The sequence below is a fragment of the Aureimonas sp. AU4 genome (assembly GCF_001463765.1).
Classification (GTDB): domain Bacteria; phylum Pseudomonadota; class Alphaproteobacteria; order Rhizobiales; family Rhizobiaceae; genus Aureimonas.
The window spans coordinates 61,965-77,141 of record NZ_BBWK01000014.1; the positions used below are offsets into that span (position 1 = coordinate 61,965).

Sequence of the window (15,177 nt, forward strand, 5' to 3'; positions counted from 1 at the left end):
AAAAGGGAAAAAGCGATCGTTCAGGCGGCGGCATCGAGCGTGGCGAGTAGGCGTTCGGCCTGGTCGGCCGCCTCGGCGCGACCCTTGCCCTGCCGGGCGAAAGCTCGCGCCGCCCCCAGCGCATCACGGGCGTTGTCGACCTCGCCGGCCGCCATGCAGCATTCGCCCAGCCGCAGGTAGCCATCGGGATTGGTGGCATCGAGGGCCAGGAACTGAAGGTAGAAGTGAGCGGCCTTGGCGATGTCGCCCTCGGTCTGAAAGGAAACGCCCATCAGATAGGGGGCGCGCGCCTCCAGCGGGTCGAGATGCATGACCTGCAGCGCCAGGTCGCGGGCGGGCTGGTGGCGGCCGGCGGCCAGGAGCTGGCTCCCCTGCGTCAGCAACGCGGTCATGTGTTCGGTGGAAAGGCCGAGCGCGTTGCGCAGCGTCAGGCCCTGACCCATGAGGTCGGCGATGCCCTTCGTGCGCTCGTCCATCTCGACGCCGTCCATGAGGTCGGCCACCATGTTGCTCGCGCGGGCGACGAAGTCCTTGGGATCGTCCTGACCGGGAAACAGGCCGTCGAGGATGGACATGGGCTGGCGCTCGCTCTGGCTGGGTGGCTGGTAGGTTCAGGTCTACCCGCTCTTGCCCCGTGCCCTTGTGCCGAACGCGACAAGCCCCGCCTTTCAGACCTCCTCCTTCTCGGGTCCGCTCTCGCCGTGGCGCAGATATCCCTCCAGGGCGTCGCGCGCGCGGGCCGGCTCGCCCAGTTCGAACAGGCAGCGGGAGCGCAGGTAGCGGCGCATGCGCTGGCGTTCGTTCAGGCGGTAGCTGCCGAAGCGCTCGGAAGGGAAGGTGCGGTCGAGTTCGTCGAGAGAGGCAAGCGCCTCGCCCCAGCGTCGCTCCAGAAACAGGAGCACGGCCTGCGCCAGCATGACCTCCGCCGTTCCGTCGCCCAGACGCCGCAGCGCCTGCGCCAGCACCAGCGCCCGCTCGTGGTAGCCGTGACGAAGCTGGACGTAGACGGTCAGAAGCAGGAAATCGCGCTGGCGCCGCGACAGGCGCGTGGAGGACCCGCCCCGCTCGGACGGGCGGGACAGGTCGCTCATCCGCGCAGGAGCATGGCGAGCGCGGCGCGAACTTCGGTATCCATGGTCATGTCGTCGCCCAGGAGGCGTCCCGCCGCGCCGAACAGGTCCCGGTCCTCGGGCTGGAGGTCGGCGGCCTGGCTTTCGCGCTCGAAGAAGAGCTGCAGCCCGGCACGCACGTCGCTGAGCGCGGCGGGCTCCAGAAGACCCGGATCGAGATTGGCGGGGATCAGGAGATCGGGAAGGCGCTCGTCGAGACGCGGCCGGTTCACGATCTCGTCCAGAGCCTGGACCTCGGGCAGGAAGGCGGGCGCGGCACGTCCATCCGCTGGCAGATGGACCTCGTCCTCGTGCTGCCACAGCGTGACCGACTCGACGCCGACATCGAACGGCTTGATGCGCATGGGCCGAACTCCTGGCACGGGGATTGTAGGATCTCGAGGCACGTCCGACGGGAGGCCGTCGCGGGACGCGGCGGACCGCTTGGAGAGCAGGCCGGCGAGCCTGTCCGCCGAACAGGGTCTAGATCACGACCCGGCGGACGGCGCAACGCCGCCCGCGACGGTCAGCCCGTCGCGCGCAGGATGCTCTGCAGCGCGTCGTTCATCTTCGACAGGGCGGAGTTGGCCAGGTCGTAGTGCCGGTTGCGCTGCTTGTCCATGTTGTTGATGTCGTTCATCTTCTGCTGGCTGTCCTGGTTCAGCTGCGTCACCTTCGAGGCCAATCGCTGCGAGTAGGTGTTCCACTCGTTGTAGGTGTGCGCGGCCGTCTGAAACCGCTTGCCTTTTTCGTCGGAACTGCTCAGGAAGATATCGAAGCCGTCCGGACGGGTGATGCCCTTCTCGACCTCGGCCGGATGCATGGGGTACCCGATGGCTTCGCCCGTGACGCCGTTGTTGGAGTCCTCGAACATCATGGCGAGCTTGAACAGACGCTTGGTCTTGTCGCCGCCCGTGCCGCTCCGGTAGTCTTTGAAGAGATTGCGGCGCTTCTCTTCCGAGTCCGTCGCGCCATTGTAGGCCAGGCCGAGGGCCGCGCCGCCGTCCTTGATCTGATCGTTGGTGAAGGTGCCCATGGTCTGCTGCACCCAGTCCTGGAACTCGGCATAGTCCTTCAGATAGGCGTTCAGTTGCTTCACCGACTCGGTCTCGATCGTGACCTCGGCTTCGAGCGACTGGTTGTACTTGTTCTGCAGGTAGTAGATGAGCGTCGGCACGTCGAGCGGCTTGCCGTTGAACTCCGCCGGAATGGCGCCCGTCGCGACGTCGTAGCGGTTCTGCGCATACTGGAGGAGGCGTTTTTCCTGCGCGATGAACGTATCGTAGCCGCTGCGGATGAGGGCGCCCCCGTCCAGGCTCACGACGTATACGGGGATTTGCGCCGTATCCGTATCGCTGGAGATGGTGGCCTTCTGGGTCTTCTCCGCCTTGGTGCCGTAGCCCGAGTCGTAATAGGCCTTGGCCCGGTTGTAGCGGTCCTGGATCTCCTTGAGCTGCGCCTCGATCTTGGTGGCGTCCATGACGGTACTCGTCGTGTCGGACGTGATCTTGCCCTCGATCTGGCTGCGCAGGAGCTTCAGCTGGTTGACGAAGACGAGCGAGTCGTCGAACGGCGCGGTTGCTCCCGGCGCCGACTTGTTTAGGCTCCCCGAGATCGACGAGATCATCGTCTGGATCTTGTCGTACTGTTCCTTGGCGTCATCGGAGCCGCTGGCCGTCAGCGGAGCGCCTTCCTTCCAGCCGGGAGGCTTGGTCAGCGTCAGGCCCCGCACGCCCAGATCGACCTGACGCACCTCCTTGAAGAGGTTGGACGAAAGCAGCGTCTGCATGTCGGCTGCGCTGAGCTTGCCGATGTCTTCCTTCGTGATGCTGGCGATGTTGATCGTGCGGTAGGTGCGCCGCGTGTCGACGGCCGCGTCCGTGGTGACGAAGAGCGACACGAGCGGGGCCTGCGTGACGTTGCCGCTCGCGTCCTTCACCAAGGGGGGCATCTCGATCAGGCGCTGCGAGCTGGACACGTTCTTCAGGACCCATTGCGTCTGATACGACGAGTGCCAGGTCTTGAACTTGGCGAGGAAGTCCTCGGCCTTCGCGAGGGTGGTCAGTGACGACGCCTCGGTGCTGAAGCCGTCGGGCTCCTCCCGCACGCCATCCTCGTTGAACGCGAACGGCAGCAAGTGGCCGCTGTCGGCGCCGTCCAGCGAGGGAAACAACGCCTCGGCGCCCGCCTTCACCAGGCTGTTGGCCGCTCCGCCCGCGCCCGATCCGGTGAGGTTGTAGTAGGGGATCGGCTCCGACATGCCGGGCGTCGGCTCGAGGCCGGTGGCCGTGCGCATGGTCGATTGGACGATCGTGGTGCCGCCCGCGTTCTTGCCCTTGTAGTAGACCTGATAGCTGCCGTCGGTGTTGCGCAGCGCTACCGAGTTCGAGTTCGTCTCGCCGACCAAGTTCAGGTAGCGCAACTGGTCGGTCTTGCGCCACGACAGGAAGGTGGCGGGCGTCAGCGTGTCGGGACCGGGCACCTTCGCCGTCGTTCCGGACCCGGCCGGTGTCCAGTCCGCCGCGCTGCTGGACGCGGCGGGGCGCTTCTGGACCGTGTTGCTGGTCGCGTCGATCTCGACATCATAGGAGACGGCACCCGTCGCAGGACGGCTGTCTTTCAATGTCAGCCGGCCAGCCGTCCCGTAGAGCAGGAGGTAGGTCTTCTGGCTGAGCGGGGTCCAGCTCTCGAAGTCCGCCATCGTGTAGCCGGCGTTCTTCTCCATCGCCGCTGCCTTGCCCTGCGCTGCCTCCGGGTCGGCGGTCGGGGTCGCGTTGGGCGCCTGCACCACGCTGAAGAAGGAGCTCCAGCCTTGGGACGGGCCTGTGATGATGCTCGACATGGGCGGTCTCCAAAAGGTTCAGAGGCGAAGAAGAACGCGCGCCGAGCGCGGCTCGGCGTCGCGCGGCGCGGGGGTGAACGGAGCGGCTGTCTTCGCGAGGCAGGATCGGAGCGCCTCGGCGAGCGCCTCGACGCGCTCCATGTCCTCGGCCAGCGCCATCATGCGCAGGATATGCAGCGCTTCCGAATCTTCGGCGACCCGGGGGTGGCGCAGGAGCTCTGCGGAAACGCGCGCGATCTCGCCGAGCACGGGCTCGAGCTCAGGCACCCGGCCGCGCTCCGCCAGCCTGCGCTCGATCTCCGCGGACGCCTTCGCCGCCGAGCCGATGCCGTTCTCGGGCTCGCTCCGCGGTGCGGGGGGCAGGGGGGAAAGAAAGCTCATGAGGTCTTGTCGCCTGAGGCCGTCCGTCTTCGGTCGCGCGAGCCTTGTTTTTGGGCGCAATGCGCGTTGCCTGCTGTGCCGTATGATACACTTGCGGTTGGATCATGGCCGCCCGATGCGCGCGGAGCGGCTAGGATAGGATGGGCCGGCCGCCGGTAGGGCCAGGGAATCGGGGAAGTCTCAACTGCAGTCCTATCGGGAACCTTTTCTCGCCATCCCAGCCCATGCGGTGGCGCCCGCTGGGCCGCCCTTGGCCGCGCCGGAGGATCTCCTCGTGCGCGCCGTGGTGTTCGCCGGCGAATTCGGGTCCGACGCCGCAGGCGGGTTCGCAGGGGCGCCCAGCCTCGCGCGCGCGCGCGCGGCGCAAGGCGAGGGGCGCCTGGGCGAGGCCGCGGCCATGCTTCTCGCCCTTCTGCGCGATCCCGCGCGGGCGGGCGAGGGCGCGCTCGGGCTCGCGGTCCTGGCGCTCGGGCGCGAGGATCTTTCGGATGCGGAGGCCTTCGCGCGCTTCTGCCTCGATCGGGGCGAGCGCTCGGCGCGCGCCTGCGCGGTAGCGGGGGTGGCGGCGCTGGAGCGGGGCGACCAGGCGGACGCGCAGCGCCTGCTCTCGGCGGCCGCGCGCATCGCCCGCACCGGCGGGGAGGCCGCCGATGACCTGCGCGGCGCCCAGCGCGTCCTTCTCCTGATGCAGCTCGGGTCCCGCTGACCCCTCGCAAGGAACCGCAGACCATGCTCGATTCCGAGGTCCCTCCGCTGCTCGACGTCGCCGACACGCGCCTTCTGGTGGAGATCGGCTTTCTCGCCTTGACGGCCGGGCGCTTCAGCGAGGCGCGGGAGATCTTCGAGGGCGCGCTCGCGGCCCGCCCGTCCGAGGAGGCGGGCGCGATCGGGATCGGGCTCACGGCGCTGGCGGCCGGCGATGTCCCGCAGGCGGTGCGTCATTTCCGCGCCCTGCCGCCGTCCGACGCGGCCTCCGCCTATCTCGGCCTCGCGCTTCTCAAGGCCGGCGAGCGCGAGGAGGCCGAGCGCCTGCTGCGCGATGTCGCCGCCCGCGCCCGGGAACCCGCCTTCCGGGTGCTGGCCCAAGCGACGCTGGATGAGATGGATCGCTAAGGCTCCTTCCTCTGGACGCCGAGCGCGTGCGCCCTAGCGATCGCGATTTGGCTTTGCAATGAGGGCGTGCATTTCGTAAGGTCACTTTGGATGCGCGTCCGGGAGGTCGGGCGGCGTCTCTCCTATCGAAAGGGTCCGACCCATGGTGCTTCCGGTTGTTTCCACGACCGCGGTGGCGTCCGCGACGCCGCTCGGCTCCGCGGCTCCGGTGCCCGCGGCCGATCGGGTGCAGCTCTTCGAGGACGCGATGCAACGCCAGAACGGCGCGGCGGCTGCGACCACGCAGGCGCCCATGGTCGCGCAACCTCCGGTGGCGGGTACCGCGCAGGTGGATGCGGCCGGCGCCCTCGAACGCGCGCGCCAGGGGCTCGGCCTGCAGGGCACGCCCGCCGTGGTCGCGCCGCCCGCCAGCGGCGACATGATCCTCGAGGGCATGCAGAAGTTGCGCGGCGTCTTCGACAAGAGCGAGGGGCGCGTCAGCGAGGTCATGAGCCGCGCGGGAACCGACGCCGGCTCGCTCATGCAGATGCAGCTCGAGCTGACCAACTTCACCCTGCTCGTGGATCTCTCCTCCAAGCTCACCGGCAAGACCACGCAGGTCTTCGACACGCTGATGAAGGGTCAGTAAGGGTGGCGGGACGCAAGGCCGCTCGCGCGGCGACCGGGCTGGCGCTCGGCGCGCTGCTCCTGCTCGCGGGCTGCAAGACCGACCTCTACACCAACCTCACCGAGTACGAGGCCAACCAGATGCTCGCCGTGATGATGGCGAACGGCATCTCGGCCGACAAGCAGGCGATCGGCGAGGGCTTCACCGTGCTCGTCGAGAAGGACGACATGCTGCGCGCCATCGCGCTGCTCAACGACAAGGGCTTCCCGCGCAACACGCGCACCTCGATCGGGCAGGTGTTCCAGAAGTCGGGCATCATCTCCTCGCCCTTCGAGGAGCGCGTGCGCTACATCTACGCGCTCGGCGAGGAGGTCGCGCAGACCCTGTCGCAGATCGACGGCGTGGTGTCGGCGCGCGTGCACGTCGTCCTGCCCGAGGAGCCCCAGCTCGGCCAGCCCGTGCGGCCCTCCTCGGCGGCCGTCTTCATCAAGCACGAGCCGAACGTCGACCTCGAGTTCTTCGTGCCGCAGATCCGCCGGCTCGTGTCGAGCGCGATCGAGGGGCTCGACTACGCCGCCGTCACGGTGGTCCTCACCGAGGCGGCGCCCACCGAGGTGCAGCCGCTGCAGGTGGACGAGCGCATGGTCGAGATCCTGCCGGGCCTCTCGATCCGGCAGGCCGATGCCGGCCGGTTCTGGACGATTGCCTATGGTGTCCTCGGCGTCGCCGGCGTTGCGCTCGCAGGCTGCGTGGCGGGCCTCGTCTACTATCTTCGCAAGCGCCCCCGCCGTGCGCGCGTCAAGGGCGCCGCCGAGCCCGGCACGGCGCTGATGGAGCCGTCCTGAGGCTCGGATGGCGGAACGGGGAGGAGAGGAGCTTCTGGCGGGCCCCTGGGGGGACGAGCGGGCACAGGCGCGCCTGTTCCACTTCGGCTGCCGTCTGGCCGCCTCGCTCGCCCGCCCGTTCGACGACGCCGACCCGCTGCCGGGATACTGGGGGCCGGTCGCGGGCGTCGACGTCGCGGCGCTCGCCCGCCACCCCGACTTCGCCGCCCCGCTCGCGCAAGCGGTCGCGCGGCACCGCGGGGTTCCCGGTCTCGACGCCTCGCGCCTCGCGCATGTCAGCCACCGCGCGGGCGGGCGCCTCGCGCTCCTGATCGCGACCGCCGCGCGCGGCGATCTCGCCGAGGTCGCGCGGCTCGTCTCGGCCGCCGTCTGGCACCGGCGGATCCTGCGCCTCGCGCTGCGGGCCGAGCGCGCGCGCATCCGCACGCTTCTCGGCGTCGAGAACTACAACGCCGCCACGCAGGAGGTTCCCACCCTCCATCCCTCGCTCGCCTTTCTCGATGCGGGCGACCCGTACTGGGACCGCGCCCGCGGGCCGGACGAGGCGGACGGCGCGCGGGCGGTGGTGGAGCACGGCTCCGGCATCCTCCTGGCCTGCGCGAGCAACGCCGATCCCGCGCTCGGCGCGATGGCGGCCGTGCGCCACGGTCTCGACCTCGACGCCGCCCCGCCGCTGCCCGAGGCCCTGGAGCAGCATCTCGTCAAGCTCGTGCGCCGGAGGGTCCCATCGTGGTCGGCACTTATCGGCTAGCCGAGTTCGGCTTCCGCCTCGCCTCGGGCGCCCATCTCCTGCGCCGGGCCGACGTCGAGACGCTGGAGACGGCGGTCGCGCTCGTCACGGCCGCCGAGGAGCGCGCGGCGGCGATCGAGGCTTCCGCCGCGGACGCCTTCGAGGCCGAGCGGCGGCGCGGCTACGAGGACGGGCTGGCCGCCGCGCGGCTCGAGGCGGCCGAGCGGCTTCTGGCCGAGAGCCTGACGCTCGACCAGCGGCTCGACGAGGTCGAGGGCGAGCTGGCCGAGCTCGTCGCGCAGGGCGTGCGCAAGCTCGTGGCCGAGTTCGACGAGCGCGCCAAGGCCGAGTCCATGGTGCGTGCCGCGCTGACGCAGATGCGGCGCGAGAAGAAGGCCGAGATCCGCGTCTCGCGCGAGCAGCTGCCCGAGCTTCGCGCCGTGGCCGAGCGGGTGCGCGGCGAGTTTCCCGAACTGCTTCTCGTCGACGTCCTGGGCGACGACACGCTGCAGAGCCCCAACGTCGTGGTGGAAACGGCGATCGGGCGCGTCGAGGGCGATCTCGGCCGCGCCGCGGGCGACCTCGAGCGCGCGCTGCGCGGCGTCGGCGCGCTGCGCGCGCAGGCAAGGGAAGAGCCCCGATGATCCGCGCCGAGCTTTCGGGCATGGCGGAGCTCGCCGCGGAGCGCCGCGAGCGCATCGGCCGCCGGATCGGAGCCGCGCCCGCGCGCATCGCGACCGAGATCGCCCGCTTCCAGCCCTTCGGCGTCACGGGCCGCGTGCGCAAGGTGGTCGGCACGATCATCCATGCGGCGGTGGCCGAGATTCAAGTCGGCGAGATCGTGGAACTCGTGAACCGGCGCGCCGGCACGCGCCTCTACGCCGAGTGCGTCGGCTTCCTCGACGAGGAGGCGTTGCTGTCGCCGATCGGCGAGACGCAAGGGGTCAGCCCGCAGACCGAGGTCCACCGCACGGGCCGCGTCCAGCAGGTGGCCGTCGGGCCCGGCCTCAAGGGGCGCGTCCTCGACGGCATGGGCAACTTCGTGGACGGGCTCGACACGCCCTTCCAGCCGCTCGCCTACTATCCGGTCTACCAGGACCCGCCCGACCCGATGAAGCGGCGCGTGATCGACAAGCCGCTGCCGCTGGGCCTGCGCGCGCTGGACGGCATCCTCACCTGTGGCGAAGGCCAGCGCATGGGCATCTTCGCCGCCGCCGGCGGCGGCAAGTCCACGCTTCTCTCCATGCTGGTGAAGGGCGCCGACGTCGACGTGACCGTGCTGGCGCTGATCGGCGAGCGCGGCCGCGAGGTGCGCGAGTTCATCGAGCACGACCTCGGGCCCGAGGGCATGGCGAAGTCGGTGATCGTGGTGGCGACCTCCGACAAGAGCTCGATGGAGCGCGCCAAGGCCGCCTTCACCGCCACCGCGATCGCCGAATACTTCCGCGACCAGGGCCAGCGCGTCCTGTTCCTGATGGACTCGGTGACGCGCTTCGCCCGCGCCCAGCGCGAGATCGGGCTGGCCGCCGGCGAGCCGCCGACGCGGCGCGGCTTCCCGCCGTCCGTCTTCGCCAACCTGCCCAAGCTGATGGAGCGGGTCGGCATGAACGACAAAGGCTCCATCACCGCGCTCTACACCGTGCTCGTCGAGGGCGACGACATGAACGAGCCGGTGGCCGACGAGACGCGCTCGATCCTCGACGGACACATCATCCTGTCGAGAAAGCTCGCTTCGGCCAACCACTATCCCGCGATCGACGTCCTCGCCTCCAAGAGCCGCGTCATGAACGCGGTGACGACGCGCGAGCACCGCCAGATGGCGAGCCGCATCAACCAGTGGCTCGCCACCTATGCGGACGTCGAGCTTCTCGTGAAGGTCGGCGAATACAAGCGCGGCGCCGATCCCGACGCGGACCTCGCGATCGCCAAGTACAAGCACATCAACGCCTTCCTGCAGCAGGCGACCGACGAGTTCGACAGCTTCCAGGCCGTTCTCGACAAGCTGGCGGCGGTGACGCGATGAGCGGGGACGCGCGATGATCGGCCAGATGAAGGTGCTCCTGCGCGTCAAGGACCTGAAGCAGGACCAGGCCTTCCGCGAGCTGCAGCGCCGCCGCGCGGCGGTGCGCGAAGCGGAGGAGGAGACGCGGCAGGCGGACGCCGCCGTCACGGAGAGCCAGCGCACGATGGAAACGCGCGAGGACGCGATCTTCGCGGGCATCCTCGGTCGCGTGGTGGACCTCAGCGAGATCGACGCCACGCACGGGCGCGTAGTGGCGCTGGTGCGCGAGCACACGGTCCTGACCGACACGCGCGAGCGCGCCGTCCACGTCGAGGCGCGCCTGCGCGACGAGGCCGAGACCCAGAGCGGCGTCTACCAGGCGGCCGTGAAGGTGCGCGACAAGTACACGATCCTCACCGACGACCTCGTCCAGGCGCGCGACGCCGAACGGGCGCTCGCCGAGGAGGTCGAGATCGAGGACATGTTCTCGCGTCCCCGCAAGCCGGTGTCCTGAGGAGCCGCCCATGACCCGCATCACGGGATTCGACACAAGCGCGGCGACCGAGCGCCGCGAGGGGGCCGAGGCGCACCGGCGCGAGGGCGAGCGCGACCTGACGGGCGGGCTCAAGCGCTTCCACACGGCGGGCGAGAACCTCCAGTCCGGCACGGGCCTCGGCGAAAGCCGCACCGGCGGCGAGGAGGGCGATCGCCTGCGCCGCTTCGCCGAAAGCCTGAAGCGCGCCGACGCGAACCCGGACGGCGACGACGCCGCCTTGCCCGATCCGCGCCTTCTGGCGGTCGCCGAACCGGGACGGCCCGCAGCCGTGGTTGTCTCATCCCTCGACGGCGCGGCGGAGCGGCGCGCCGATGCGCTCGCGCAGGGCGAGCGCATTGCACGCATGGTGGAAGGAGCGCTGCGCGCCGAGCTGTCGCCCGTGCCCGGACGCCCGCTCACCTTGAGCTTCGAGGCCCTGCGGCCCGGCGAGGCGGCGGGCGCGATCGCCGGCGTGTCGCTGACCCTGCACGAGGGCATGCTCGACGTGACGCTGCGCCGAAATCCCGACGGAACGCAGGACGCCCTGTTCCTGCAATCGGCCCAGGCGCTCGCCGAGCGGCTCGGCCAGCGCTATCCCAGGCGCGTCGTGCGCGTCCTGGAGGAGGCCGCGGGGGCGGTGGAGCGCGAGGCGGCGGAAGGCCCTTCGCGCCCCAGCGTCTTCGACCTCTTCGCGCGTCGGGACGAGCGCTCGTGACCCTCTTTCAACCCGACCGGTTCTTCACGCCCGCGGACGGCGGCGGCGCGGACGGCCTTCTCCTGTGGAACCGCTTCGTCGCCGGTGCCGGCGAGGCGAGGCCGGTCGGTGCCGGCGGCGTCTCGCTGCGCTACGAGCTGGCCGAGGCGCCCGCGCCCCAGACCTGGTGCGTGCGCCTTCTCCTGCCCGAGGCGATGGGGTCGGGCGCGATGCTCGTATGCCCGCGCGCCTTTCCGTTCCGCGAGATCGCGGGCGTCGAGCTCGACGCTTCGGATCTCGGCGCCCTGCCGGCGGAACTGCGCGGCGCGATCCTCCTCGGCATGCAGGGAGCCCTGGCCCGCGCAAGCGGCTTCGGCGCCGGCGCCTTGCCCCGCATCGGCGAGGACGGGCCGCTGTCGGCCCTGCGTGACCCGGCGCTCGAATGGCTCGCGGTGACGCTCGAAGGTGTCGCATCCGCTGAGGTTTCCGCCCATGTCGGCGCGCGGCGCGGCGACCTCCTGCGCCTTCTCGGAGCGCCCGGTGACGGGCCCATGCCGCAAGGCGCGCTTGCGGGCGGGCTGGAGGTGCCGGTCGACCTGACGGCGGGTCGGATCGACCTGACGCTCGCCGAGCTGCGCCGCATCGAGCCCGGCGACGTCGCGGTTCTGGCCGCCATGCCGGCCGACCAGCTCCATATCCGCGCCGGGCAGTTCCGCTTCGTGTTCACGCAAGGGGAGGGCGGCTGGACCTCGTCGGGCGCGCTTCCCATCCCGCGCCAGCGACCCCGCACCCTGTTCGGCGGCCTCGAAGCCGCCCAGCGCCAGGAAGATCCCGTCATGTCCGACCAGCCCGCCGATCGCGAGACCGCGCCCGACACCCTGTCGATCGAAGACCTGACGCTCGGCGTCGACTTCGATCTCGGCCGTGTCGCCGTGCCCTTCTCGACGCTCCAGAGCTGGACGCGCGGAACCGTGGTGCCACTCTCGCCGCCCTCCACCGAGCCGGGCGTCGCGGTCACGATCCGCATCAACGGCGATGCGGTGGGCACCGGCGACATCGTGCGCATCGACGACCGCATCGGCGTGCGTATCACGCGCCTGGCCGCGCCCACCCGCTGACAGGCAAGGCCGCGCCCGCGTGATCGATCCGCTCAACCTCATCTTCATCGTCGCGGCGGCCGCGCTGTTTCCCTTCCTGGCGGTCGTGGCGACGAGCTTCATCAAGCTGTCGGTCGTGTTCCTGCTCGTGCGCAACGCCATCGGCGTGCAGAACATCCCGCCCAACATGGCTCTGAACGCGCTCGCCATCATCCTGTCGGGCTACATCATGGCGCCCGTGGCGGTGGAGACGTTCAACATCCTGTCCGCCCAGCCGAGCCTCGACATGGGCTCGGCCGCCGGCATCCGCGCGGCCTACGACGCAGGCTCGGGACCGCTCACCGAGTTCCTGAACCGCCACGCCTCGATGCGCGAGAAGATGTTCTTTCTGGAGGCCGCCCGCTCGCTCTGGCCGCCGGACCTGGCAAGCCAGCTCACCGAGACGAGCATGGCCGTGGTGCTGCCCTCCTTCACGGTCACGCAGCTGCGCGAGGCCTTCGAGATCGGCTTCCTTCTCTACCTACCCTTCATCGCCATCGACCTCATCGTCTCCAACATCCTGCTCGCCATGGGCATGATGATGGTGAGTCCGCTCACCATCTCGCTGCCCTTCAAGCTCTTCCTGTTCGTCATGATCGACGGCTGGTCGCGCCTGATCCTCGGCCTGGTGAAGAGCTATGTCTGACAAGGCGGAGAGAAGCCGATGACCCCCGACGTCGCGCTCCAGCAGATCCAGGAGGCCATGCTCCTGGTCATGGTCCTGTCCATGCCGCCGATCATCGTGGCGTCCGTGGTCGGCATCCTCGTCAGCCTTCTCCAGGCGCTGACGCAGATCCAGGAGCAGACCGTCTCCTTCGCGATCAAGCTGATCGCGGTGGCGGCGACGATCGCGGCCATGGCCGGGCTGCTCGGCTCCGAGATGGTGAACTTCTCGATCAAGCTCTTCGACGGCTTCCCGAGCATGACATGACGGACCGGTCATGAACGGCGTCGCGGACATCGCCCGGCTCTACTTCTCGCTGTTCGACCGCGAGATCATCGCGCTGATCCTGACGCTGCCGCGCATCTACGCCTTCATGCAGGTCTCGCAGCTTCTGGCCGACACCGCCGTGCCGCGCCTGCCCAAGACCGCCGCGATCCTCTCGCTCTCGGTGATCGCGGTGCCGATCAACTACGCCTATGTGGACGCGTTCGACCGGACCGTGCCCGCCTTCGCGCTCCTGATCCTGAAGGAATACGCGATCGGCTTCGTGCTCGGCTACATCGTCGGCTGGATCTTCTGGGCCGTGCAGTCGGCGGGCGCCTTCATCGATAACCAGCGGGGCGCGGCGATCGCGGCCTCGATCGACCCGCTCCAGGGCCACGAGACCTCACCGCTCGGCATTCTCTTCTCCCAGGCCTTCCTGACCTACGTCTACACGACCGGCGCGATGCTGCCGATCCTCGGGCTGCTCTACCAGAGCTACGAGCTCTGGCCGGCCACGCGCGGCGTGCCGATCCTCAGCCCCGAATTTCCGACGCTGGCGCTCGCGGTCGCCGACAACGCGCTGCGCATCATGGTGATCATCGCGGGACCGGTGGTGGCGGTCATGTTCCTCGCCGAGTTCGCGCTCGCCATGGTCAGCCGCTTCGCGCCGCAGGTCCAGGTCTTCATCCTCGCCATGCCGATCAAGAGCGCGCTCGCGATCCTGATCCTGATCTTCTACTTCTCGCGCCTCCTGCCCTACGGCGTCGAGCAGCTCGGCACCTTCCGGCCCTTTATCGACCGCTTCTACGCGGTGATGCAGTTCTCGAACGCCGTGCCCGTGCCGCCAGCGGGCGAGACGCGGCCGACCGAGCCGCACGCCCGGCCGATCGAGGTTCCCGCGCCTCGTCTTCCCCCGCCGCAGACCGAGCCCCAGGAGGTCGTCCCATGAGCGAGGGCGGCGAGAAGACCGAACTTCCGACCCCCAAGAAGGAGCGCGACGCGCGCGAGAAGGGGCAGGTCGCGCGCAGCCAGGAGGTCGTCACCACGGTCTCGCTGCTCGCCGTCGTCGCCTATGTCTGGACGCGGTGGGGCGCGATCACCGAAGCCTTCGTCGGTATGTTCGACCAGATGGCGAAGCTCGCGACCGGCGACTTCCGCACCGTGGCGTTGCCGGCCGTCTTCTACGCCTTTCGCGAGAGCGCCTTCCTGCTCCTGCCCGCGCTTGGCGTCGTGATCCTGGCGGGCATCGCGGCCAACTACGCCCAGTTCGGATCGCTCTTCTCGTTCGAGAGCATCGCGCCCAAGCTCGAGAAGATCAGCCCCGCCGCCGGCTTCAAGCGCATCTTCTCGATGAAGCAGGTGGTCGATCTCCTGAAGTCGATCCTCAAGATCGTCTTCCTGTCGGTGCTTCTCTACATCGTCCTGCGCGGGGCGATCGGCCCCTTCATGAACTCGCTGGAATGCGGCATCCCCTGCATCGCGGACGTCACCTCGACGATCCTGTTCCAGACGCTGGCCTATTCGGCGGTGGCCTTCATCATCGTGGCGGTGGCCGACTTCGCCTACCAGAAGCATTCCCACACCAAGAGCCTCATGATGTCGAAGGACGAGGTGAAGCGGGAATACAAGGAGAGCGAGGGCGACCCGCACATCAAGGGCAAGCGCAAGCAGCTCGCCCACGAGCTCGCCATGAGCGACGGCGGCGCTGCGGCCCGGAAGGGGACCGCCCTGGTCGTGAACCCGACCCATTTCGCAGTCGTGCTGCACTACAAGGCCGGCGAGACGCCGCTGCCGACCGTGACCGCCAAGGGGCAGAACGCGATCGCCGCCTATCTTCGCCGCGAGGCGGAGGAGGCGGGGGTGCCCGTGTTCCGGAACGTCACGCTGGCGCGCGCGCTCTATGCCGACGCCGATCTCTACGAGCCGGTTCCCGACGAACTGTTCGACGCGGTGGCGGAGGTGCTGGCCTGGGTGTCCCGGCACGAGGACACGCTCTACCGGCAGCGCCTGCCCCATGGCGTGATCGACATGGACGGCGGAGATCATCGCCCGGAAGGACGTGCCTCGTGACTGACGCGCCGCAGCATATCCTCATGAACTTGCTTGGGCCTGAACGCCGGAAAACATGCGGCAGCCGCGCAACGCTACGTCATCCTTGTTGATGACGGGGGTTGGTATGCTGGTATCGGCCACTCGCGCTCTGATAGAAAGCTTTGACGTTCCGGCAAGGATCGGGTCCCGCATCCCCCTTCCGC

At 69.5% G+C, this 15,177-nt stretch carries 19 protein-coding genes; 14 read left to right on the forward strand and 5 right to left on the reverse strand.

All coding sequences use genetic code 11. The annotated features are described in order from the left end of the window. Window positions 1-20: 20 nt before the first annotated feature. The 5 genes from AUL35_RS05370 to AUL35_RS05390 all read right to left on the reverse strand — a co-directional run bounded on the left by AUL35_RS05370 (window position 21) and on the right by AUL35_RS05390 (window position 4,332). Complete coding sequence (locus AUL35_RS05370; protein ID WP_062012792.1) at window positions 21-575, reverse strand: tetratricopeptide repeat protein; 555 nt, start codon at window positions 573-575, stop codon at window positions 21-23. A 93-nt stretch (window positions 576-668) separates the two neighbouring features. Continuing rightward, window positions 669-1,091 (reverse strand): hypothetical protein, encoded by a 423-nt coding sequence (locus AUL35_RS05375; protein ID WP_062012794.1) that lies wholly within the window; start codon window positions 1,089-1,091, stop codon window positions 669-671. Further along, window positions 1,088-1,474, reverse strand: a complete 387-nt coding sequence (locus AUL35_RS05380; RefSeq protein ID WP_062012796.1) for a hypothetical protein — start codon at window positions 1,472-1,474, stop codon at window positions 1,088-1,090. The genes AUL35_RS05375 and AUL35_RS05380 overlap by 4 nt, the downstream gene beginning before the upstream one ends. A gap of 161 nt (window positions 1,475-1,635) precedes the next feature. Further along, window positions 1,636-3,951 (reverse strand): hypothetical protein, encoded by a 2,316-nt coding sequence (locus AUL35_RS05385; protein ID WP_062012799.1) that lies wholly within the window; start codon window positions 3,949-3,951, stop codon window positions 1,636-1,638. Window positions 3,952-3,969: 18 nt separating this feature from the next. Further along, the gene (locus tag AUL35_RS05390) at window positions 3,970-4,332 is read right to left on the reverse strand and encodes a hypothetical protein (protein ID WP_062012802.1); all 363 of its coding nucleotides are present in this window, start codon (window positions 4,330-4,332) and stop codon (window positions 3,970-3,972) included. Window positions 4,333-4,606: 274 nt separating this feature from the next. On the opposite strand from AUL35_RS05390, the gene AUL35_RS05395 reads away from it, so the two are divergent. From AUL35_RS05395 to sctU, 14 genes are all read left to right on the forward strand, one after another. Continuing rightward, window positions 4,607-5,038, forward strand: coding sequence for a hypothetical protein (locus tag AUL35_RS05395; protein ID WP_156417846.1), 432 nt, complete (start codon window positions 4,607-4,609; stop codon window positions 5,036-5,038). Between the two features lie 23 nt (window positions 5,039-5,061). Further along, window positions 5,062-5,445 (forward strand): tol-pal system YbgF family protein, encoded by a 384-nt coding sequence (locus AUL35_RS05400; protein WP_062012805.1) that lies wholly within the window; start codon window positions 5,062-5,064, stop codon window positions 5,443-5,445. 142 nt (window positions 5,446-5,587) lie between these two features. Continuing rightward, window positions 5,588-6,073 (forward strand): type III secretion system inner rod subunit SctI, encoded by a 486-nt coding sequence (gene sctI / locus AUL35_RS05405; protein ID WP_062012807.1) that lies wholly within the window; start codon window positions 5,588-5,590, stop codon window positions 6,071-6,073. 2 nt (window positions 6,074-6,075) lie between these two features. Then, window positions 6,076-6,897 (forward strand): type III secretion system inner membrane ring lipoprotein SctJ, encoded by an 822-nt coding sequence (gene sctJ / locus AUL35_RS05410; protein ID WP_156417847.1) that lies wholly within the window; start codon window positions 6,076-6,078, stop codon window positions 6,895-6,897. Between the two features lie 7 nt (window positions 6,898-6,904). Then, a complete protein-coding gene (locus AUL35_RS22505) occupies window positions 6,905-7,648 on the forward strand; it encodes a hypothetical protein (RefSeq protein WP_062012809.1) in 744 nt (247 codons plus the stop codon). Next, window positions 7,627-8,271, forward strand: coding sequence for a hypothetical protein (locus tag AUL35_RS22510; protein WP_062012812.1), 645 nt, complete (start codon window positions 7,627-7,629; stop codon window positions 8,269-8,271). The genes AUL35_RS22505 and AUL35_RS22510 overlap by 22 nt, the downstream gene beginning before the upstream one ends. Next, window positions 8,268-9,650, forward strand: coding sequence for a type III secretion system ATPase SctN (gene sctN, locus AUL35_RS05425; RefSeq protein WP_244493670.1), 1,383 nt, complete (start codon window positions 8,268-8,270; stop codon window positions 9,648-9,650). The genes AUL35_RS22510 and sctN overlap by 4 nt, the downstream gene beginning before the upstream one ends. Window positions 9,651-9,663: 13 nt before the next feature. After that, entirely contained in the window at window positions 9,664-10,143 is a 480-nt protein-coding gene (locus AUL35_RS05430) for a YscO family type III secretion system apparatus protein (protein WP_062012814.1), read from the forward strand. A gap of 10 nt (window positions 10,144-10,153) precedes the next feature. Beyond that, window positions 10,154-10,879 carry a hypothetical protein gene (locus tag AUL35_RS05435; protein ID WP_062012816.1) on the forward strand — a complete coding sequence of 242 codons (726 nt, stop codon included), beginning with the start codon at window positions 10,154-10,156 and terminating at the stop codon, window positions 10,877-10,879. Then, window positions 10,876-11,976: a FliM/FliN family flagellar motor switch protein gene (locus tag AUL35_RS05440; RefSeq protein WP_062012817.1), complete on the forward strand. Its 1,101-nt coding sequence runs from the start codon at window positions 10,876-10,878 to the stop codon at window positions 11,974-11,976. Before AUL35_RS05435 ends, AUL35_RS05440 begins: the two co-directional genes overlap by 4 nt. Before the next feature lie 22 nt (window positions 11,977-11,998). Then, window positions 11,999-12,640, forward strand: coding sequence for a type III secretion system export apparatus subunit SctR (gene sctR / locus AUL35_RS05445; RefSeq protein ID WP_280137324.1), 642 nt, complete (start codon window positions 11,999-12,001; stop codon window positions 12,638-12,640). Between the two features lie 18 nt (window positions 12,641-12,658). Then, window positions 12,659-12,925 (forward strand): type III secretion system export apparatus subunit SctS, encoded by a 267-nt coding sequence (sctS, locus tag AUL35_RS05450; RefSeq protein WP_062012821.1) that lies wholly within the window; start codon window positions 12,659-12,661, stop codon window positions 12,923-12,925. Window positions 12,926-12,935: 10 nt separating this feature from the next. After that, complete coding sequence (gene sctT, locus AUL35_RS05455; RefSeq protein WP_062012823.1) at window positions 12,936-13,871, forward strand: type III secretion system export apparatus subunit SctT; 936 nt, start codon at window positions 12,936-12,938, stop codon at window positions 13,869-13,871. Continuing rightward, a complete protein-coding gene (sctU, locus tag AUL35_RS05460) occupies window positions 13,868-14,992 on the forward strand; it encodes a type III secretion system export apparatus subunit SctU (RefSeq protein WP_062012825.1) in 1,125 nt (374 codons plus the stop codon). The genes sctT and sctU overlap by 4 nt, the downstream gene beginning before the upstream one ends. The last annotated feature ends 185 nt before the right edge of the window (window positions 14,993-15,177 follow it).